At 35.8% G+C, this 22731-nt stretch carries 15 protein-coding genes, 1 tRNA gene, 2 pseudogenes and 1 CRISPR repeat array (1 of these 19 only partly in view); of the genes and pseudogenes, 2 read left to right on the forward strand and 16 right to left on the reverse strand.

The features are described from left to right. Window positions 1-62: 62 nt before the first annotated feature. Window positions 63-145 (reverse strand) — tRNA-Tyr (locus tag LE179_RS02455). Window positions 146-706: 561 nt separating this feature from the next. Here LE179_RS02455 and LE179_RS02460 point away from each other — a divergent pair. Further along, entirely contained in the window at window positions 707-1450 is a 744-nt protein-coding gene (locus tag LE179_RS02460) for a 16S rRNA (uracil(1498)-N(3))-methyltransferase (RefSeq protein WP_374128789.1), read from the forward strand. Further along, entirely contained in the window at window positions 1447-2667 is a 1221-nt protein-coding gene (locus tag LE179_RS02465) for a MiaB/RimO family radical SAM methylthiotransferase (protein ID WP_374128790.1), read from the forward strand. The genes LE179_RS02460 and LE179_RS02465 overlap by 4 nt, the downstream gene beginning before the upstream one ends. 550 nt (window positions 2668-3217) lie before the next feature. On the opposite strand, the gene LE179_RS02470 is transcribed toward LE179_RS02465, so the two are convergent. The 15 genes and pseudogenes from LE179_RS02470 to LE179_RS02540 all read right to left on the reverse strand — a co-directional run bounded on the left by LE179_RS02470 (window position 3218) and on the right by LE179_RS02540 (window position 14974). Continuing rightward, entirely contained in the window at window positions 3218-3586 is a 369-nt protein-coding gene (locus tag LE179_RS02470; RefSeq protein WP_374128791.1) for a hypothetical protein, read from the reverse strand. Between the two features lie 13 nt (window positions 3587-3599). After that, window positions 3600-4727 (reverse strand): hypothetical protein, encoded by a 1128-nt coding sequence (locus LE179_RS02475; RefSeq protein WP_374128792.1) that lies wholly within the window; start codon window positions 4725-4727, stop codon window positions 3600-3602. 82 nt (window positions 4728-4809) lie between these two features. Next, the gene (locus LE179_RS02480; RefSeq protein ID WP_374128793.1) at window positions 4810-5148 is read right to left on the reverse strand and encodes a hypothetical protein; all 339 of its coding nucleotides are present in this window, start codon (window positions 5146-5148) and stop codon (window positions 4810-4812) included. Then, entirely contained in the window at window positions 5120-5371 is a 252-nt protein-coding gene (locus LE179_RS02485; protein WP_374128794.1) for a hypothetical protein, read from the reverse strand. The genes LE179_RS02480 and LE179_RS02485 overlap by 29 nt, the downstream gene beginning before the upstream one ends. After that, window positions 5368-5664: a DNA methyltransferase gene (locus LE179_RS02490; RefSeq protein ID WP_374128890.1), complete on the reverse strand. Its 297-nt coding sequence runs from the start codon at window positions 5662-5664 to the stop codon at window positions 5368-5370. The genes LE179_RS02485 and LE179_RS02490 overlap by 4 nt, the downstream gene beginning before the upstream one ends. Window positions 5665-5863: 199 nt before the next feature. Further along, complete coding sequence (locus LE179_RS02495) at window positions 5864-6295, reverse strand: DNA methyltransferase (protein WP_374128795.1); 432 nt, start codon at window positions 6293-6295, stop codon at window positions 5864-5866. Between the two features lie 972 nt (window positions 6296-7267). Further along, window positions 7268-7987 (reverse strand): site-specific DNA-methyltransferase, encoded by a 720-nt coding sequence (locus tag LE179_RS02500; protein ID WP_374128796.1) that lies wholly within the window; start codon window positions 7985-7987, stop codon window positions 7268-7270. Between the two features lie 185 nt (window positions 7988-8172). Continuing rightward, window positions 8173-8838 (reverse strand): hypothetical protein, encoded by a 666-nt coding sequence (locus LE179_RS02505; protein ID WP_374128797.1) that lies wholly within the window; start codon window positions 8836-8838, stop codon window positions 8173-8175. 204 nt (window positions 8839-9042) lie between these two features. Next, entirely contained in the window at window positions 9043-10686 is a 1644-nt protein-coding gene (locus tag LE179_RS02510) for an ATP-binding protein (protein ID WP_374128798.1), read from the reverse strand. Then, entirely contained in the window at window positions 10670-11893 is a 1224-nt protein-coding gene (locus LE179_RS02515) for an SIR2 family protein (protein WP_374128799.1), read from the reverse strand. Before LE179_RS02515 ends, LE179_RS02510 begins: the two co-directional genes overlap by 17 nt. Window positions 11894-11997: 104 nt before the next feature. Further along, on the reverse strand, window positions 11998-12297 hold the full coding sequence (locus LE179_RS02520; RefSeq protein ID WP_374128800.1) for a hypothetical protein: 300 nt from the start codon (window positions 12295-12297) through the stop codon (window positions 11998-12000). A 234-nt stretch (window positions 12298-12531) separates the two neighbouring features. Further along, the gene (locus LE179_RS02525) at window positions 12532-12912 is read right to left on the reverse strand and encodes a hypothetical protein (protein ID WP_374128891.1); all 381 of its coding nucleotides are present in this window, start codon (window positions 12910-12912) and stop codon (window positions 12532-12534) included. Continuing rightward, window positions 12889-13617: pseudogene (locus LE179_RS02530) on the reverse strand (site-specific DNA-methyltransferase); the annotation flags it as partial. The pseudogene LE179_RS02530 and the gene LE179_RS02525, both read right to left, overlap by 24 nt. A gap of 13 nt (window positions 13618-13630) precedes the next feature. Continuing rightward, window positions 13631-14427 (reverse strand): annotated as a pseudogene (locus LE179_RS02535) (HinfI family type II restriction enzyme). Between the two features lie 421 nt (window positions 14428-14848). Beyond that, window positions 14849-14974 (reverse strand): hypothetical protein, encoded by a 126-nt coding sequence (locus LE179_RS02540; protein ID WP_374128801.1) that lies wholly within the window; start codon window positions 14972-14974, stop codon window positions 14849-14851. Between the two features lie 1074 nt (window positions 14975-16048). Beyond that, window positions 16049-22731: direct repeats of the CRISPR family, unit length 32 nt; unit sequence ATTTCAATTCACGCGCCTACACAAGGCGCGAC (it continues 34692 nt past the right edge of the window).

Raw genomic sequence — 22731 nt, forward strand, 5'->3', positions numbered from 1 at the left:
CCGCGTAAACAGCTTGGAAGGCTGGAGCACTACCATTATGCTACTCCCGCAAACAATAAGTATGGGGGCGGATGGATTTGAACCACCGAAGGGCAAGCCCGCCAGATTTACAGTCTGGTGCATTAGACCACTCTGCCACACCCCCGCTATAAACTTATATATCTATTGTATCATAATCAACCAATGATTATACAATAAGGATACTGCTGTTGTCAATAAAATATATAACACATCCTAATGCAGAAAAGCCGACAATGAGTAAAATCAAAAACAGTATGGACAAAACACCAAAATATTTTTTGTTGTAAATTGGATTTTTACAATAAACAGTTTTAAAATAGTTAAAACAGCCGAAAAAATAAAAAAACGACTGAATCTTCCAAATATAGATTTAATAAGTCAAATAGATATGGATATAGAAAAATATTAATATCGCTACTCTAACTATTATTGCTTTGCAAGAAATCGCTGCAAATCTCCTGAAAAAATACTTAAAAAAGCATTATTTTCACATTTTTCACTGGGTTATTGTCACAAAAGGATAAGTTATTATTTTTTCATATGACTATTCTATCCTAGTCATATATAGTTAAAATTGAAAAATAAATTTTTCACAGCTTATTTTGTTACTGTCTCGGACAAACATTTTTATCGTTTCAGACAATTTTAAGATTGTGTATAATAATATAAGTTTAGGAGATATTTTGTGTCGCATTTCTATGTAAGACCTGAGGATATAAAAGAAAATATTTTCGCCATTAACGGCAAACAGGCACATTATGTGTCCAACGTGCGTCGTTTTAAAACTGCCGACGAAATAATGATTTTTGACGGTATGGGAAACTCTTATAAAGCAAAAATTACTTCTGTAAACAAAAACAAAATTTTAGGGAATATTTTATCTCATTCATATAAGATATCTGACTTTATAGTAAAACTCTACACATCAATACCTAAAGGCAACAGATTTGAATGGCTTATAGAAAAGTGTGCTGAAATAGGAGTTTCTGAAATCATGCCTATTAAAACTAAGAGAAGCATACGTGCCGTTTTTTCAAAAAACAAATTAGAACGATACGAAAAGATATCTATTGCCGCAAGTTCACAGTGCGGAAGAAACAATATTATGAAAATAAATGAACCTTTAGATTTTAAAACCGCTTGTAAAAATGCTTTCACAGATAAAAATTTCATAAGTATTTTACCATGGGAGAGCGAAAACAACAGTGAAAATAAAGTCTTCATAAACAATATTTTTGAAAAAAAAGCAAAATATAACGGCGGCAGCATTTTTATAGGTCCGGAAGGCGGTTTTGAAAGTGAAGAAGTAGAATTTGCAAAATCGCTCGGCATTCAAACTGTAACGCTTGGAAACAATATTTTACGGCTGGAAACTGCCGCATTCGTTGCAAGCATTCTAACTATGAATTTTCTTGAAAACTTTAAATGAAAAAGTATTATGTACACACTTTCGGATGTAAAGTAAATCAATATGAATCGCAGCTCATTTCTGAAAAATTTAGAAACGATAACCTTGAGCAGGTACAAAAACCTGATGAAGCCGATATTATTGTCTTTAATTCCTGTACCGTGACAGCAGATGCCGACAAAGAATGTAAATATTTTCTGAGAAAGGCGGCAAAATTACCGAACAAGCCAAGAATAATCCTCACCGGTTGCATTGTAAAAAATAAAAACATAAACATCAGAAATCTTTTCCCAAACATTGAAATAATAACGGATAAAACAAAACTTTTCATTGAAAATCAAAAGCAAACAATTTCAGGTTTTGATAAACGCTCAAGAGTATTTTTAAAAATACAGGATGGCTGCAACAGTTTTTGCAGCTATTGTATAGTTCCGCATGTAAGAAACACTATTTGGAGCAAACCCGAAAACAAAGTTCTATTAGAAATTGAAAACCTTGTAAAAAACGGCTACTCTGAAATAGTTTTGACCGGAATACATATAGGGAAATACGACGGCGGATTATCGAACCTTGTTGAAAAAATCACTAGAATTCCTTTAGACTTCAGGATTCGGATTTCATCTTTAGAACTAAATGAGATTGACGATAAGTTGATAGACCTCATAAAAATAAATACAGAAAAAATATGCCGACATTTACATATCCCACTGCAGTCCGGTAGCAATGAAATTCTAAAACAAATGAACAGAAAGTATTCGACAAAAACATTTGAAGAAAAGATAAATAAAATAGTGCGGATTCTGCCTGATTTGGCACTCACCACAGACATTATCACAGGATTTCCAGGTGAAACAGAAAAACACCACAAAGAAACATGCGATTTTATAAAACGAATTTTGTTTGCAAGATTTCACATTTTTAGATATTCCGATAGACAGGGAACAAAAGCCTCCGCATTTAAAAACAAAGTTCCTACAAATGAAATAAAAAACAGAGCAAAACATCTACTTGAAATAGATTCCGTAAAAAGAAGAGATTTCTTAAATAAAAACGTAGGAACAAAAAGAAAAGCCGTAAAAATAGGAAAAGACAAGGCTCTTACAGATAATTATATAATCGTTAAAAGACAAAGTGAAGTATGGGATGCGAAGTATGGAATCAAAAATAAATTACCTGTCGACGAAAAACAGCAGAGTGGGATTTTTGAGATTGAAATTACAGGCACCTCAGAAATTTAACAAAACATATTTATACTAATAAAAGAAAGCGCTAAATTAATTGAATTTTCAATAATTTAGCGCTTATTTATTACAGCATACCTGACTATAACTAAAAAATTAAATTTATTATCACTCAGATGGTTACGGCATATCTAAAAGAAGAAAAGCTACAACAGAGAGGTCGAAGGGTAAATGTGGATAGATAACAAAGAATATCCTAGTGACAAGGATCATGGATAAGAAATCATATTTGCAATACTTATCAACTTACTGAAAAAGGAATTTAAAAAAACCTTCGGGAGGGTTGCCAAATAGCATATAAGAGTAAGCTCCGAGACTATGTCGATTCCAACAATTTGCATCTGATAACTACTCTGAACTCTTAGAGTTTCATACTCTAGTCCCAACAGTTAAACGGCTGATTCCTTATATTGAACTAAAATAAAATTTTAGCAGTCCGTCAAAACTCAGCAAGTTCGGGCTATACTCCTTATACTTAAACCAAGCCAAACATTAGTATTACATATATGCGAAATAAAGATATTTTAAATTCGTTTTAGGACAGAACCTAAATATATATAAAAGATTGTGGCGGGAAAGATACCCCAAAATCATTTAAATTTCTACGTGTTTTATATTTTTTGGCAGAGTCTATTTCATAAGCATAGGCAATAGATTTTCCGTTAAAATACTTATAAAATCTTTCTTTGCTAATTCCTGCATTTTGATGTGTTAGCTTCCATAGGATAGCAGGCGGCTTTTTTATGATAGATTTTACTTTTAATTTCCCGACTATTTTCTTTACAGGGTAAGAGCAGTAAATAACTATTGAATCCACATTGTTTTTGGCAAGAATACGCCGATATTCATACTTCTTGGTATTATTAAAAATTCTCTCGACATATTCCGGCTTGATAGACAGTAAAATTTTACACATTCTTATATTCCCTTTATAAAAAATTAATATTGGTTTGAGATTCTTTAAGAATAATATTAAATTGTGCATCTGTCATTTTTGTGAAAGGTCTTGGTCCCTTTGGAGGACATATTATTTCATTATCCCATAAGAAGCCAAGTGTTAGTCTTTTTGTTAAACTTTTTGCATAAATAAATTTTACAACCATAAGGCGTTTTAAATTTGCAGCAAATTTATCAAGGTCTTCTAACGGAAATACTGTCCTGTTCTGACAATGTCCCAAAAACTCTTCTTTTGACTTAAAATTGAAAACAATATTAGTAATAATTCCCAAACTTGTTATCACAGAAGAATATTTTTTATTACTTCCATGTTCTCCAATGCGATAAAACAATATAATATCACCCTTTTTGATGTCCCGCTCAGAAGTCCAAGAAATATATATTTTTTGCAATGCATATTTATGTGGTTCTTTGCCTAAAAAACCGCCTTCGTTTTCCGTATTTAGTTTTGAATCTGGCAATAGTGTAGTATGATATTTTGAACGAATAGGGAGTACGAATTTTTGTTTATTATATAAAATATTGGGAAAATTTTCTTGGACAGATAAAGAACTGTCATAACACCCTATTTTTTTCACAAAAACCGTTTCTTCGCCATTCTGAGTTCTTTTCTTGCCAAATTTGAAAAATCCCCAATGAAGAAGCAAATCTGACAGAATTTGTAATTCTTCTCTGTTTTCAAACATAGTCAAGTATATCTCTCCGACTCCATATTGAGTAGCATTGTCAAAAATAATTTTAATAAATCTTTCGCCGAGTCTAAAGCCTGTTGATAGAACCTTAAAAGTTCCTACTTTCAGTCTTTGTTTTCTATTAAATTGTGGGGTTATATTATCATAACTTTCATTTTCGCCTTCTATTTTCAAATATAAGAAACCCAATATATTATTTTTATCGTCCTTACATATATATACTTCTTCTTCAGATTTTTTGTTAAACCAATAGGCAAATTCTTTATAATCTTTTTTGGAAGTATCAAAAAATGGCACTGACAAATCTATATTTCCAAACAATTCCTTTTTTACAGCAAGCATTTTATAATCAACGAGAGTAGGATTAGCTCCTGTTGCTTTTTCAATAAACCGATTGATAGACAACACTTTATCTTTAATATCAATACTTTCCGCTTTACTAATAAGTCTCTTATCTTCTGTTATATAAATCAGCTCTGCCGGAATATACCTAAAAAAGTAATGAGTTATCTATTTTATCATTTTCGGTTTTATCTGTATTTATAAAATTTTTCAGAAAGTCTTCGGATGGGTCACTCACTACTTTGATATGTTCATAGGCGCTAAGTTTTGCAAGGAGGTTTTCTCGAATAAACTTATCTTTATATTTTTCTATTTCTCTTACGGTATAAGGATGGATAATTTTTGTGTAATGTAGTTTATCAAGCCACCTGTAAAGGCGACCTATATTGTAGTTTGAAACTACAGAATTCTCCCTATGAATAATGATATTTGTATCAACTAATGCTTTTGGCATAGAATTATTCAACTTGTGTATTTGTTCCATCATCAGCGATTTCTGTATCCTTTCTTTTTGGTTTTGGAGAGTTTAAAGATTTGGCTACCAATCCTGTTAAGTCCTTATTTATAAAACCTGACGAAGATTTTAATTCTTGTATTATAAACTGATAGTTTTTTCTCATTACATTTAATATAACTGTGCTTGGAATACTATCGACATTTAATTGAACATCTTTATCATGGATATTCTCTAAAATCTCTCTTTCATTCATAAGAAAAACTCCTCATAATTATTCGACACATTTATCCTTTGTTCCGAGAATGCTACGTATTCAGGGTTAATTTCAATATACAAATAATTTCTTCCAAGATTTTTATTGGCAGCGCAAGTAGTCCCACCGCCACAAAATGGATATAATACGATATCATCATTGTTAGATAATAATTTCAATAATTCTCGTACTATGTATAACGGACATACAGCAGTATGTTTATTATCTTCCGTTATTTCGACAGGACTTTCTATTAGGTCTTTTTTTATAGCATTGCCTGTTATTTTGATAATCGTAAAGCCATTCCTTCTAAATTATTTCGCCCACCTGTCATACCATCATATGTTTCTTTATGAATACCGCGAATTTTCATTCTAAAACTTTCAATTTTGCCGAGGCGTACTTCTTTGACTTTTTTTAACTCACGTACTGCATTTTCTTTTTCTTTCAGTGTTAAATTTGATTGGCGGATAGTATCAAAATATTTTCTTCCTACTTTTGAAAAATTAAAAGTTGTTTTTTATTCTTTCTATCTAAACGACTTAAATATTCATTTAATTTAAAGCAATACTCCTTTATCTTAGCAAAGACAAAAAAAGGCTTTGTGGACTGTATCAGTTTTCTATTCTCTTGTCTCAGGGTAAGGTTTGTTTTAGTCCGAGTGATTTGATTGATTAAAAAAACTTTGTTATTTTCTAATGCCTTAAGAGCAAATTTATATGGAATTAGCGATAAATTACCATTTAGATATTTATATCCCAAATTAAAAACAAGCGCGCCCGTTGTTTTAACTACACGAGAACATTCATTAAATATTGATAGTAATTTATTCATATACTCTTCTTCCGTTGTTTCGTTTCCAATACTACCACAGTCATAATCACGCTGTTGATAATATGTCGAGGAAGTAATAGCCAAATCCATACTATTACAAATACTTTTTTAAAGAAGGATAAAGCATCTGAGCAGTGAACCTTATTTACCAAACCATTAATATCAAAGATATCATTATAATAAGCTTTCGTCGCTAAATTTCTATATACCTGTAATTTTTCCATTATCACATTCCTGCGTGATGGTAAACAATTGCCTCAACAAATATATCCACACATATACCTTGCAATTTTGCGTTCTCATGATAAAATTATATTGTACAGAAATACAAAATACAATATATAATTAAAGAATTATTCGTTTAAGTAGAAATTAGTACTACGACTGTCAATAATACAAAAAAATCGAAACAACAAGTCAAAATTCGGCATATATGAGCGAACAAAGGCGTATGTTGGGAGGTTGTTGAAAACAAGTAAGGACCTAAGAAACCTTTTAACAGAATTGCCAAAAGGGTTTTTGTAAAAGAAAACTCTAAGACCATTGCAGATATCAAAACAACTTAACTCTAAACTATTGAAATTCCACGCTTTTATCCCTACGATTAAATGCTCGATTGCCGATATAGAATTAACAATAATTTTAGTAGCCCGATAAATTTAGCGGATTTGGACTAATCGCCCACTCTTAAATCCAGCAAATAGTTAGTATTACAGATAAATGAAATAAAAGGTTTTTTCAGTGTAATGTTTATTATGCTGTTGTTTAATGGTACAAGTTTTATTCCTCAAAATATCAATTTATGCCATGACTTGTAGCGCAATAACTTGAAGGAGATAACAGACTAATTCTTTCAAAAGTAAGAAGTGATTAAAGGTATTCTGTGGTAAATTGTAGCAATTAAGCAAAAACCTAAAAAAAACAGTTATTTGTTCTCTAATGCTTCTTTAACAATATGTGTGTTTACATCTTCTTCTCAAGTTATACATGGAAGTATCTATTGTCTCTACTTGAGGTTTAATAAGAAAATATAGTTTGGCAAAAGGCTGATTTTTTATCAAATTAAGTTAATATTGATTGTTGTTCGAAGTTTATTCTTTTATTTGCCAAATTAATGTATTCCTGATTTATGTCATAACCTGCAAAATTGCGATTTGTTCTTATTGACGCTAACGCAGTTGTTCCACTACCCATAAACGGGTCAAGAACAACATCGTTTGTAAAAGAATAAAGCTTGATTAGACGATATGGCAATTCTATTGGAAAAGGTGCCGGATGTCCAACACGTTTGGCGCTTTCTGCATTCATAGTCCATATTGATTTTGTCCACATCATAAATTCTTCTTTTGTTATAGTGTTTTGTTTAATGGACAATTCCTCTTTTGCCCTTTCTCTCTTGTAGTTACCTTTTGAAAAGATTAAAATATATTCGTGTATATCCCGTAAAATTGGGTTTGCCGCACTCTTCCAACTTCCCCAAGCGGTTGATGGACTTGCACTTGATTTTTTGTTCCAAATAATTTCACCGCGCATATTAAACCCAATTCCATTCATTATTTGCGATACATAATCAGACAAAGGAATATAGGGTTTGCGTCCCAAATTTGCGATATTGATACAAGCGCGCCCGCCATTTACTAAAACCCTGTAAGTTTCACTAAACGTTTCTTTTAACAAATTTAAATATTCTGTTAATGATAAATCCTTATCATATTCTTTTGAAACATTATAAGGCGGAGATGTAATCGTTAGATGTACCGAATTGTCCGGTATTTCTTTCATATCAGTGCAAGAGCCTAAAATAATTTTATTAAGATATTTTTGAGGGAACTCATTTGTTTTGTCGGATATACTTTTCGTTTGTTGGAGTTCTTTATATAATTTCGAATTATAAAATTTTTCAGAATTATGATTTATTCTGCCGCTTGTGCCGAAAGCGCTGGTCTGAGTTCCATTTTTTTTATTTTTCATACTAAACCTCTTATGAGGTTTAAAAACTTTTCTGCCTTTTGTTCGTCATAGCTTTCTTTGCTTGATACATTTATAAACTCGCCAAGCTTCTTTTTTGGTATCATTGATGAGAAGTAATTTAATTTGCCTTCTAATACTTCTTTTGTCTGTTGCTTGAGTAAAGATAAATTTTTTATAGTTAAAAACCCATTACCATCCGTTTTTTCAATAAAAGAAATACTAGTTGGTCTTGGGTTTAAAGACCAAAAACCTTGTACAACTCCGGAGTTTTTTAAAAAATCTACTTTATGACTGTAATTTTCTGTAATGGGACTATTGCCTATAACAATAATTGGTATATTTGACGACGATATCCCGGAAACTCTTATGTTTATTGATTTTCCTATTGCTTTCAACATAGAGTCCGAACGCAATAAAAAAGGATTGCCTTTGTGAGTTTTGTAATCCCCAATGAATTTAATTTTGCCAGATTCATACTTATAGTTTGAAATGACGCTCATTTTGATTTCAAAAATTAATTTTACATTTTCTGGTACCTGTTTTTTTGAATTTGTAGTGCAAAATGCCAAATCAGCTTCAGATCTTTCATATATGCCACTACTCTGAACTATTAGAATTCTACTGCCCGCCGAACTATTGGTTGCTGATATAAAACTAAACACTAATTTTAACAGTGTGTCAAATTCAGCAGGCTTGGGTTATACTTCTTATACTTAGTCGTTAGTATTTACATATGAATGGAATAAAAATATTTTAGATAAAATATTACAAACTAAATTTAATGATATTTAATTTTATAAAAAAGTTATATACTCGTAAAGATATTACCCGTTTTAATTTATTCACCAAGAGATATTTTTAAAAGTTTAATTCTTTTTGCTTAATTTTGGAGTATTTGAGTCAGGAGGAGTGCTCGGAACATCTAACCTGATAAGTAATGGCATAGGAAAATCAACTCCAATAAGTAATGCTTCCCCTTTTCCTAAAACCGGCAAGAATGACAAAACACTTCTATTAGCTAAAGAAGATGCATTTTCTATCGCTTTTTTATCTTGTTCGTTTATTAACCGGTGGACTATAAAAGTTCCTATCTGGCTTAATGTGCCTATTGGTATATCTCTTGCCATTTGTGTTGCTAAACAGAGGAATAAGCCGTATTTTCTACATTCTTTGGCTATTGAATCAATATTTTGCAATGAGAATACGGTGTCATCTTCTGCATTTATTCTTTTATTTAAAAACTGATGAGCCTCATCAACAAACAAGATTAATGGGCTTTTTTTAAAGATGTTGGTTCTTGATTTTTCCAATAAAAAAAAAGAGACAAAATTAACGGCGATTTCTCTAATAGAGAAATCATAGGATATCTTTTCAAAACTTATTCTTAATATTCCATTGGTTTTATCTTTTTCTATAAAATTTGTTATTTTTGAAATTATATCGTCTGTCTTATTGTCGTCAATCCCTAATGCGGAACACATTGTCCTGTTAGTGAGAAAGAGATTTATCCTTGAAATCAAGTGCGAAGTATAGCTAAGTTTAAAATTATCTTCTTCATAAGTAGTCCTTCCAACTTTCACACATTCATTTACAAGCTGTGCGGGCAATTGTTTAATATCAAAATTACAATCTTTGAATAAATGAATATTTTCCGCGATTGTTTGTTTTATAATTATTGGATCCTTTCCTACCTTTATACCATCAGAAAGTTTTTTCAGTTTTATAAGCTTAAGTGTGTGAATTGCTTCACATAATACACTTACAGTATTTGGCGAACACTCCCGAAATAAAAAACAAAAATCAGTATTGCTAAGATATTTATATGGGAATGACACATTTTCCCCAAATGAAACGCTATTATCAGTTAGATTAGCATATTCTCCTGTTGCGTCTATTAAAATAACTTTATTGCTTGTTTGATTTGAAATTATTTCTGTAAGCTTTGCGACAGTCCAACTTTTACCTCCGCCTGTTGCTCCTACAATAGCACAATGTCTTCCAAACAAAGCATTAAGCGATATATTGCATTTAGCGTTATTTGAAGTTAGTTCGCCAATTTTCGCATATATATCTCTGTCATTGTCATTTTGTTTTCCGAATTCCTTAACATATTTGCTCATCTGTTCATCAGAACAAGAATATACTTTGGCTCCTATGAAAGGATATTTACAAATTATTTTCGATAATTTATTCGGTTTATACAAATCAAAACTTAATAATAATTCAGCTTCGCCTGACGGATGAAATTTTGATTGGTCGTTTTTAATTTTATTTTCATTGATTTCTTTTTTTTCACTATCAGGTAGGTTAAGTTTTACAATTCTGGCTAAAAATCCATATTCCTCGCCCTCTATAATTATAAAGTTTCCTACATTGCCACCCGCAAAATTTACGCCATTATGGTGAAATTTAGACAAAAGACCTGAAGAAGGAAAATGTACTTTTACATATTGAGGAGTTATTTCATTTACATAGCCCAGAAAGCAATTATGATCAAAAGGATTGTTCATTTACAACTTCCTCGTTTTTTCTGTATACCTCATTTTCAGGATAATTTTTTGTGAAATCTGAAAAACTATCAAAAACAATACTAACTCTTCTTTTAATTTTCTTATTCTCTACACTATCAAAAAAATCTTTTAGAGTGCCAATAGTATCAATGCTTTGGTTATTATTAAAATTAACTATCAGCAATTGAAAACTTGGATTTTGCTCAACCGCTTCAAAAATTACATTTTTTATATGCTTATCTTGGAAGCTAAAACCAACAACAATAAGCAATGTATTGGGTTGTCTTAATGATTGCTGAAATCTTGACATCATTTCAAAATACGGTTGATTGTAAGAACTTTCATACTTTTCATTAGCAGGATATATAATGAGCGGGTTATTTTCATGATTTGTCTGTTGGATAATCTTTTCGCCATGTTTTACCCAGTCCAAAGAACCATGTAATTTATATAAATGTAATACTTCCGAGATAAAACTTTCCTCTTCTTTTAGTCGCGTCCTTTCTCTATTAACGATATCTAAATCAAACCATTTACCTGAAAATTGTCTCGGCTGACTAAAAGAAAAACCGTCGATTAAAACAATACCTGCATTATTTGCGGATTGTTCAAATAAAGTATCGTAATTGGTAGTAAATAATTTAACTCTTGAATCGTTAGGTTTCCTTGCTATGATCTTGCTAATAAAATTCTTGTGTGGTGCTGCATTCTGTAATTCTAAATTACAACAACTTGCTATTTTTTTCTCCAATATCTCTATCAAATTGTCTTTTTTATCATTTTGAATAGTCCCATTTAGTTTTTCGTATAGAAGAATATATGAAAGACATTCCTCAATATCTTTTTCTGTATAAAATGACTTATTCTTAAAGCCAGAGATTTTGCTCTCAAAAGTATCTATTTCAGTTTGACATTCGTCCCAAAGCTGTGTTTTTGTTTTACCGCGCTTGTTCTTATCGGTACCATTATCTAAGGAGGTTCCTGCCCCGGTTAAAATAATTAAATTTTCGTAATGCTTTTTTAGAAAACCGTCATAAAACTTTTTCTTTAATTCTTCTGCAACATCTTTGGATTTACGAGTACCCATTTTCTGTTCATCAAGCTTTATGTCGTTCTCAAAACAGTCTGTCTCATCATAGTGAATAGAATACCCATTACTTATGAGTAGGTATTTATCCGTGCTTTTTTTATCTGTTTTTTTAGGCATATAAAACTCATTATTATATTATTGTAAATTTCAAAGATAGAGCAACAATTATATGAGTCTTTATTGGACTCATGTAAATGATATTTTATACTAAAAGCTGTAGTTTATACTTCCAAAAGAGTCTGTATGAGCATTGACTTTATATATTCATCTTCAATTCTACTTGATGTTCTTGTATTTCCGAAAGTATCTATATATGAATTGGTATTCATATAATCGTTACCAATACTCCCCGCTGTCCTTAAATTTCCAAAAGTATCGGCATAAGAATTTGTATTCGTATACTTATTGCCTATATTACCAAATATATCTGCGTAGGAGTTGATATTTACATAATTATCGACTATCATCAGCTCTGATGCTCTTGTATCCCCAAAAGAATTTGCATGAGATTGCACATTCACATAATTACCATTATTGTCTATTGCGCTATAATGTTATTGTTAAAACTGCCCATATAAGAGCGGACTTATGCATTTACATCAAGTAAAAAATAATAAAACAGCAAACATATCAACTAAATATTTCATAATTTTTCATTTTTTAATTCTTCAACTTCATCTTTAAGTTAATATTTATTTTCTAAGACTATTGAATTTCATCGGCATATCATCGTAAACTTTAATAAAAATGTTAAGTTATTTAAAATTATCCTGTAAATATTCTGTTCTTAAATCGTCTAATAGAAGCACTTTATTATCTTTTAAGACATACCAAAATTTCCAACCATTACAAGACAGAGCCTGCTGTATCATAGCCCCTATTCTATGAATAGAACCAATAATATTATTTTCAAACAACAGCTTTCCATTATTAAGGACTTTGGCTTTTTTGTTATATCTTTTGCAGGTATATAAAACTTCTCCACTTCTAACAATATTTTTTTTTACTAAATCAACAAATGGAACTTTTATCTGCTCTGTCCTTCTTGTTTCTTCCCAAGAGGCTTCCGGCGATAAAGTTTTAATGCTGTCAATCCGTTGTCTTGCTATATCAATATAAACTTTTTCTTTTTCTATGCCTACAAAATTTCTACTCAATTTTTTTGCTACCGCTCCCGTCGTTCCTGTGCCAAAGAATGGATCCAATACAACATCTCCTATTTTTGTTGTTGATAAAACTACTCTTTTTAAAAGCTCCTCGGGCTTTTGTGTTGAGTGCGCTTTTTTACCGTCAGAACCTTTTATTCTTTCATTGCCTATACACAAACCTATTTGCCAGACGGAGGTCATTTGCTTTCCGCTGTTATATCTTTTCATTAACTTATGGTTGAACGTATATTTTTTATAATTTTCGCCTTTTGAACACTATAAGAGAGTTTCTGTTGCATTTGTAAATCTTGTTCCTAAAAAGTTCGGCATAGCGTTTGTTTTATGCCAAGTTACATCGTTTAATATCCAATAGCCAAGATTAAGCAACATATTACCGACTCTGTAAATATTATGATAAGAGCCTATTACCCAAATGGTCCCCGTATCTTTCAAAATTCTTTTACATTCTTTAAGCCAAGCAATACAAAAATTATCATAGTCGGCAAAACAAGCAAATCTGTCCCAAGCGTCGTTTACTCCATCAACTTTTGTATTATTAGGACGATATAATTCTTTTTTCAACTGCATATTATAAGGCGGGTCCGCAAAAATTAAATCGACGGACTTGTCCGATATTTGCCTTAATACTTCTAAGCAATCGCCTTGATATATGCTATTCATTTTTAGTTTCATAAATTCCTCAAATTCAATAAATATTCATAGTTTTTTCATACAAGTTTTTGAAAGTCCTCATTGTTTCAGGACTTTCAGATAAACCTAATAAATGCCGGTCAACATCTTCATATTTAACTTTCAGAAACTTTTCAAAGAAATTTTTACCTCTGTAAATATTTGAGTTTTCCGGTATATAGATATTATCCTTCATTTTGTTGTTTATAAAGAAAAATAAAATAGGAATTAAATTACTTCTATCCGTAATATTCAATTCTTTCACTAAATAAGCATAAGTCTTTATGAACTTTCTATTTATATCAACAAATTTTCCCGTATCATGGTCATCATTATATTTGCATTCTAAATAATAACTTTTACCTGTTTCAGTGTTCTTAAATAACAAGTCTATATCATGCTTAAATTTGTTTGTTCGGTCGTCTTTATTAGAAACAATACAGCTTAGGAGTTTTGGAAACTCAATATCTATATTTATATTTTCTTCTGTCTGGCAACGAGTAATATAATTATCAATTAAGGCTTCATTTTTTGATGACAATTCGAATGAATTACTTTTCTTACCGTTATAATTGTATACTATCTCATACCGCCCGTCGTCTTCTATAAGCAAAGTCATAAGCACTTCAATAAAATTTCCGAACTGAATGTTCATGCTTTGTAAAATCCCACCAAAATTCTGTACCGTCGAGGAACGAAATGAATTTTGATATTATGCTTTTCTTGTAAATGTTCTATCTTTGCCCGACTACTCGCACGCTTTATAATTCCAACAACCGCCTTATCTATTAAAGTTTTGATTTTATCGTTCATTTCATCTCCCTTTATAAATGCGCTATCAAACAAATTTTTAATATTGGGATTTATACTTTTTGTCAGAGTCTCTATCAAGCACATCTTTTTTGCCCCTATGTATCCACTCTATGACAGTTAGAGCAAATAGACATCAAATCTAATAACGCTTTCTTAATAGACAGCTTTTTCTAAATCATCGTTTCCATATTGGAATATAGATTTTTCTGATGTATTTTCATAAAATCTTTGCCACTGTTTCCATAAAAACTATAAGAATAACAGGAATGATTTATTTCTCCGTCTTCTTTAAATGCTTAAGGACATAATTGCAAAACGTGATAAAACACTGATAAGTAAGCGGGTTTACATATTATTTGACTCTTCTTGTATAACCGTATTCTCAGCTTTCTATTTTTCGATTGTTATATTTTTGTTCTCTCTAATTTCTTCTATATCTTTCAAAATCTTTCAAACTTTCAGTCAAATCATTGTATAGGAAACCACATTTTCCTTCAAATGCTTCTAATCTTCTTCTGTTATTTACATATATTATTTCTCTTGCCATTATCATTAATGGTTATCCATTATATACAGAGATGATAATATTAACTTCTGTTCTGTTATTCTCTTTAGCATTTGCCCTCTTTTTTAACTGTTGAATACGGTTCCCAAATTATATCTTTTTTATCAACCGAATACTAATGTTCGCATCATTGACTTGCAATTTTAAAAATGTTAGGACTGTTCAACCATGAATTAAAAAAACATATTTTTTTAAAAGGTACTCCATGAGCTTTGCAATGCAAATACAGACTGAGCGGTTGACCTAAAGCAATGAACATCGGGATATTTGTAAAGATTAGTTCAACAGAAATTATCAGTAAATACAATGTGTTCTTTTTAGAGGAATTAAATATGAAATCTATGCCGCAAGGTTTGCAGCTTGGAAAAGCAATAATGGATAACAGTTTTTAGGAAGGCAAATGCTTTTGGAATACAAAGACAAAAGTATTTTGGATTTAGATAAATTTGCGACGACATCAAAAGTCTAATACACTAAGAGATGCTGTATCGGTTTAACAATGGAACATTCTTTTGATATAATTCCCGCATGTGTTACATTGCGAACTTGAATCTGTTGTTCTCTCTTCTACAATCTCAATTTTAAATTAAATAGATTCTCATGTCAAAGGAAGCAAGTGCAAGTAATTGTTCAATGAAAAAGTTAAAAATCCTCGAAAACGAAATGAATGATGAAAAGAGTATTGTTGTTGGTATCTCTATTGTTTTTAGTAGTTATTAAAGTGAGCGCACAAGTGGTAGAGGTTTTCAGTTTTTTATATCTCAACAATCTTATACATTCAAACAGTTCGCAAGCGATATCATTGTCAGTATTAATATCAACATCGACAACTGCTCCTGTAAATAGTAGTAATGTTAGGTTTAGTCTAAAAACAATTTTTTTATATCTCAGTAGTTTTATGAATTCAAGTAAGTCGCAACCGACATTATTATCAACATCAACAATTGTATCTGCGTGTGATATTCATGTTTGTCCGAATTTAAAAGTAATTTATGGTAACAATGTGATTTTAGGCGGAGTGAGTAAATATTTCGGATTTAAAGTTGGTTTAGGACTATTTCAATTCACACGCTTATACAAGGCGCGGCTACTGTGTCAACCATTTTTTTACACCAATCCTTCAATTTCAATTCACGCGCCTACACAAGGCGCGACGAGCGATGGTCAAGAATATGTCGGGTTTAGACAAAATTTCAATTCACGCGCCTACACAAGGCGCGACAGGTGTTTTAAACTGCTGGCTCTTGTGTAAATACTATTTCAATTCACGCGCCTACACAAGGCGCGACCACAAAAAATATTCTGAAAATGTCCACCGAAGAATTTCAATTCACGCGCCTACACAAGGCGCGACCAAACAGAGGCACAGCGCCGACGAGCGAAATAAATTTCAATTCACGCGCCTACACAAGGCGCGACGACAATGTTAACGTTGCATTTGCAATGTTAAAAGATTTCAATTCACGCGCCTACACAAGGCGCGACGACAGCATAGCAAGACCCGTAGCCCAAGCAGCGGATTTCAATTCACGCGCCTACACAAGGCGCGACGGCTCAAACACCGCCGATAAAAAAGCGGTAGAAATTTCAATTCACGCGCCTACACAAGGCGCGACCTTACAGATACGACGTAGGCAGGGAAAGAGAGAAATTTCAATTCACGCGCCTACACAAGGCGCGACCAGGCTAACAAAGCGTTGGAAGACGGCTGGGAAATTTCAATTCACGCGCCTACACAAGGCGCGACACACATAATTGATAAATTGCGTATAAACACAAATTATTTCAATTCACGCGCCTACACAAGGCGCGACTTAATTTAATCAATGTTTTTCCCCTCGTTTTTCAGATTTCAATTCACGCGCCTACACAAGGCGCGACACGGGCAAAGAAGACAGAAAGAAAACCGAGTTTATTTCAATTCACGCGCCTACACAAGGCGCGACGTACAGCAGGCATTCACAGATTTCGGCGTCCCGATTTCAATTCACGCGCCTACACAAGGCGCGACTATTTCGCCGGGATTATCCGACGAAATATTACAGATTTCAATTCACGCGCCTACACAAGGCGCGACCTGTGTAGCGCGTTTAGGGCTGAAGCTTCAGGGGATTTCAATTCACGCGCCTACACAAGGCGCGACGCAGGATAAGCGGTTGCAAGTAATTTACGCCGAAATTTCAATTCACGCGCCTACACAAGGCGCGACGACGGCAATTGCAATATTAAAAAATTCCGAAAAAATTTCAATTCACGCGCCTACACAAGGCGCGACTTAGCCTTTGATGTTTTTTGTAATTTAGGCGTTATTTCAATTCACGCGCCTACACAAGGCGCGACGCATAGGCAAAATTTATACTGTAATCGTCACCGATTTCAATTCACGCGCCTACACAAGGCGCGACTAGTCAATCAACTCAATTTTGTCTTCAAAAAAATATTTCAATTCACGCGCCTACACAAGGCGCGACTTGAAGATAGAAGCAATTATTACGCAGGGAAAGATTTCAATTCACGCGCCTACACAAGGCGCGACAATGCGGGGACGATATTAAACGCACCGAGCATGAATTTCAATTCACGCGCCTACACAAGGCGCGACCCCTGATAAATTGTATGCGCTTGGATATTACAAAATTTCAATTCACGCGCCTACACAAGGCGCGACTACGGCTTTTGCATGTTTCGGCATGGTCATGAAAATTTCAATTCACGCGCCTACACAAGGCGCGACGTTCTTGTGTTCCTTCCTTCTGTTTCTATTGCGGTATTTCAATTCACGCGCCTACACAAGGCGCGACCTTGCATTACCTGCTAATACTGCTACTGTTACTAATTTCAATTCACGCGCCTACACAAGGCGCGACAGCGATATTGGCACACTTTGGCGTGCGTAGCCCGATTTCAATTCACGCGCCTACACAAGGCGCGACTCTTACTTTCTGCGTTCTCTTCTCTTTTTTTAAAAAATTTCAATTCACGCGCCTACACAAGGCGCGACTTTGTTACACAGGCAAAACCTCGTAATAAAAAAATTTCAATTCACGCGCCTACACAAGGCGCGACCACCTTTCCTTTTGAAATATCTTCATTCTGCTACATTTCAATTCACGCGCCTACACAAGGCGCGACTAATCTCTGGCTGTACTAAGCAACCAGCCTCGCCATTTCAATTCACGCGCCTACACAAGGCGCGACGTTTGGTCACCGACGTAGAGGGTGCCGTTAGGGTTATTTCAATTCACGCGCCTACACAAGGCGCGACATCTGTATCTGTGCCCTCTTTTTTGATGTAAAATTATTTCAATTCACGCGCCTACACAAGGCGCGACCCGCCGACTGCCTGTTATCGGTCGGCAACAACGAGATTTCAATTCACGCGCCTACACAAGGCGCGACGGGGGCAAACCGAAAATAATAGCGTGATAATGTGATTTCAATTCACGCGCCTACACAAGGCGCGACCAGTCTGGTATATGTCTACGGGACTTTTGAGATAAATTTCAATTCACGCGCCTACACAAGGCGCGACCTCAAAATCCTGCCTGTCCCACTGCAAATTCTGAATTTCAATTCACGCGCCTACACAAGGCGCGACCAAGATACTTTAAAGTCTCCGCATCCCCAAACCTAATTTCAATTCACGCGCCTACACAAGGCGCGACGTTTAATACCTTGTCTGCACCTTACATACCACTCATTTCAATTCACGCGCCTACACAAGGCGCGACGCACATCGCAAGGAAGGTGTAAAATGAAAAGAATATTTCAATTCACGCGCCTACACAAGGCGCGACCTTTTGGTGGCACAAGTGTCGTATTTGTGCAGGATTTCAATTCACGCGCCTACACAAGGCGCGACTCAAAATATGGACGAGATGCTAAAACTGGGAATATTTCAATTCACGCGCCTACACAAGGCGCGACGTTTAATACCTTGTCTGCACCTTACATACCACTCATTTCAATTCACGCGCCTACACAAGGCGCGACGGGAATTTATCTTCTGCGGCGTTTGATACTCTCGATTTCAATTCACGCGCCTACACAAGGCGCGACCAGATGTTGAGGATGCGGTAAAAGATGTAATTCTGATTTCAATTCACGCGCCTACACAAGGCGCGACGTGGTCTGCGGGTGCGGCAAGCACCCAGAAATAAAATTTCAATTCACGCGCCTACACAAGGCGCGACCTGTATGGGCTGTAGCATAGTTAAATCGTTGGGAGCATTTCAATTCACGCGCCTACACAAGGCGCGACGGGCAGATTATTCTCGGCTATTATATCGCATTAAAATTTCAATTCACGCGCCTACACAAGGCGCGACTACATCTTCTCAGTCTGAAACACCCGTTAAAAATATTTCAATTCACGCGCCTACACAAGGCGCGACCTCGTAGTAGGGTGACAATCTATAAATTGCTGAATTTCAATTCACGCGCCTACACAAGGCGCGACTATCAACGTATCCGCTGATGTAAGCCCGAGTTTAATTTCAATTCACGCGCCTACACAAGGCGCGACTTTTATTTTCGTTTCCTCCGGCCGTAAAATTTCAATTTCAATTCACGCGCCTACACAAGGCGCGACCTAATGCCGCAATTATCTTGTCAAAAACTTCAATTTCAATTCACGCGCCTACACAAGGCGCGACGCAGAAATCAGGCGAGTTACATATCTCATACGAAATTTCAATTCACGCGCCTACACAAGGCGCGACGATTGGTCGTAGCTTGTTACGCTCATGGCGGCAGGATTTCAATTCACGCGCCTACACAAGGCGCGACCTACCTCTAGGTTAAAGTTGGTAAGTGTGCTGTCATTTCAATTCACGCGCCTACACAAGGCGCGACAGTCAAGCTCGCCCCAAGAATCGGTTTCTTCTTCATTTCAATTCACGCGCCTACACAAGGCGCGACTTTTGCCGGTTGATGTGATACCAAACGCCCGGAAAATTTCAATTCACGCGCCTACACAAGGCGCGACTGTATTGTGATACTATTTAAAGGAAACGGTTTTTGAATTTCAATTCACGCGCCTACACAAGGCGCGACCTTACGGCGCCTGCAGCGCCCATTTTGGCAATAGATTTCAATTCACGCGCCTACACAAGGCGCGACGACTAAGCATAGATGCGTCGACTATGGGAGTTAACATTTCAATTCACGCGCCTACACAAGGCGCGACTCGGCACGGGAGTTAACGCCATGAAAACTATCCCATTTCAATTCACGCGCCTACACAAGGCGCGACAGTTTGAAAAATTTTACTATGAGAACATTATCCCCATTTCAATTCACGCGCCTACACAAGGCGCGACGAATTTATAATTAAGTTATCGTAAAAAGCCACAAATTTCAATTCACGCGCCTACACAAGGCGCGACAACGTACAGCTTTCCGAAAGATTTCGCCGAGGTCATTTCAATTCACGCGCCTACACAAGGCGCGACTTTCCGGACCCGCTAATTCGTATTGGGTTCTTACATTTCAATTCACGCGCCTACACAAGGCGCGACCTGTTGATGTGCAGGACATTGACATTACCGGCGACAAATTTCAATTCACGCGCCTACACAAGGCGCGACATTGAAAACAAAGGGACGGGAATGTTGGTAATCAATTTCAATTCACGCGCCTACACAAGGCGCGACCATCTATCAAACTCGTAAAATACTCGGTGGGATTATTTCAATTCACGCGCCTACACAAGGCGCGACCGCCCGCAAACTTTATGTGCTTGCCCTGGCGGAATTTCAATTCACGCGCCTACACAAGGCGCGACCTTACCCGCATAGCCATAATTACACTTATGGTATATCCATTTCAATTCACGCGCCTACACAAGGCGCGACTATTCAGAAGGATACTGAGCTTAAGGATGCTCAATTTCAATTCACGCGCCTACACAAGGCGCGACGCAGATAGCCGCAGTTTATGAACAGGCTCAAAGATATTTCAATTCACGCGCCTACACAAGGCGCGACGCGGGAGCCTGAGTGAGAATATCGTAAAGCACACATTTCAATTCACGCGCCTACACAAGGCGCGACAATACACATATCTTTTCTTCTTTCTTCAGGTTCATTTCAATTCACGCGCCTACACAAGGCGCGACTATCAACAAGGTCTTCGTCTCGATACCACTCATTATTTCAATTCACGCGCCTACACAAGGCGCGACTAATCAGCCTCGTTTCGTTCGTACTGATGGCACCATTTCAATTCACGCGCCTACACAAGGCGCGACGCTTTATTTTTAATTAAATTACTGCCTAAGGCAGATTTCAATTCACGCGCCTACACAAGGCGCGACGTTTTCCGAAGTTTTGCAGACTGCCCCCACTCAAATTTCAATTCACGCGCCTACACAAGGCGCGACCGAGCAGAGCGAGGGCGGTAGTAAGCAATAAGTAATTTCAATTCACGCGCCTACACAAGGCGCGACTGCGTCGTCCATACTCACCGCAAGCGAAATATCTATTTCAATTCACGCGCCTACACAAGGCGCGACAATATGGGTCGGCTTGTACCCGTGTTGTGTCAAATTTCAATTCACGCGCCTACACAAGGCGCGACGTTTGCCGGCCGACGCAAAATTTATGGACAGAAAATTTCAATTCACGCGCCTACACAAGGCGCGACTTGTGTTGCATAATTGAAAACATCAACGGCACCTTATTTCAATTCACGCGCCTACACAAGGCGCGACAGGCTCGGCAGGCATGTTTTCATCATTATAGGTAAATTTCAATTCACGCGCCTACACAAGGCGCGACCCCCATAATTTAGCAACCTTTTGAGCATTCTTAGATTTCAATTCACGCGCCTACACAAGGCGCGACCAATACTCCTTACGAATATCATGTTGGATTTCAAATTTCAATTCACGCGCCTACACAAGGCGCGACCTGTGAATCGCCGTATATCTGCCTTGTAGTGATAAATTTCAATTCACGCGCCTACACAAGGCGCGACGTGGACGAAGTCCCGTCGGCAAGCCTAATTTCAAATTTCAATTCACGCGCCTACACAAGGCGCGACTATAAAAAAGCTCGTACTGTTTTCAGCAGGCTGAATTTCAATTCACGCGCCTACACAAGGCGCGACAGAATTCAATAATTTTATTCATGATGTGGAGTTAATTTCAATTCACGCGCCTACACAAGGCGCGACAATGGAAGAAGCAGACGCAAGATGTGCCAATAGCATTTCAATTCACGCGCCTACACAAGGCGCGACGCTTTACGATTTTTGTGATGAGTATTGTGCCGATATTTCAATTCACGCGCCTACACAAGGCGCGACGGTGTTTTGTTTAGCTATCTTAGATAGCATGATTTATTTCAATTCACGCGCCTACACAAGGCGCGACGTTACGCAGTTTGTTTAACAAAAAAGAACAACTCATTTCAATTCACGCGCCTACACAAGGCGCGACGAAATATGCTAGAGATAACAACATGTCTGTCATGATTTCAATTCACGCGCCTACACAAGGCGCGACATGTGCCTTTGGACAATAGCACTTTGATGATGGATTTCAATTCACGCGCCTACACAAGGCGCGACCTTCCCGAGCCAGTTTGTACAGCCGTACTCGAAAATTTCAATTCACGCGCCTACACAAGGCGCGACTAACTTCATCTAAAGACGCACTCGCATAAAAACTATTTCAATTCACGCGCCTACACAAGGCGCGACGTGGTCTTCTATCCATCCTTCCGCCTTATTCCACA

This window comes from Candidatus Endomicrobiellum agilis (assembly GCF_020328115.1).
GTDB lineage: Bacteria > Elusimicrobiota > Endomicrobiia > Endomicrobiales > Endomicrobiaceae > Endomicrobiellum > Endomicrobiellum agilis.

Bases quoted from the DNA above. Each gene is read 5' to 3' on its own strand.
- LE179_RS02540 (WP_374128801.1), bottom strand. From the start codon at position 14,974: ATGGCAAGAGAAATAATATATGTAAATAACAGAAGAAGATTAGAAGCA.
- LE179_RS02480 (WP_374128793.1), bottom strand. From the start codon at position 5,148: ATGATGGAACAAATACACAAGTTGAATAATTCTATGCCAAAAGCATTA.
- LE179_RS02515 (WP_374128799.1), bottom strand. From the start codon at position 11,893: ATGCCTAAAAAAACAGATAAAAAAAGCACGGATAAATACCTACTCATA.
- LE179_RS02495 (WP_374128795.1), bottom strand. From the start codon at position 6,295: ATGGATTTGGCTATTACTTCCTCGACATATTATCAACAGCGTGATTAT.
- LE179_RS02470 (WP_374128791.1), bottom strand. From the start codon at position 3,586: ATGTGTAAAATTTTACTGTCTATCAAGCCGGAATATGTCGAGAGAATT.
- LE179_RS02510 (WP_374128798.1), bottom strand. From the start codon at position 10,686: ATGAACAATCCTTTTGATCATAATTGCTTTCTGGGCTATGTAAATGAA.
- LE179_RS02485 (WP_374128794.1), bottom strand. From the start codon at position 5,371: ATGAATGAAAGAGAGATTTTAGAGAATATCCATGATAAAGATGTTCAA.
- LE179_RS02500 (WP_374128796.1), bottom strand. From the start codon at position 7,987: ATGAAAGAAATACCGGACAATTCGGTACATCTAACGATTACATCTCCG.
- LE179_RS02465 (WP_374128790.1), top strand. From the start codon at position 1,447: ATGAAAAAGTATTATGTACACACTTTCGGATGTAAAGTAAATCAATAT.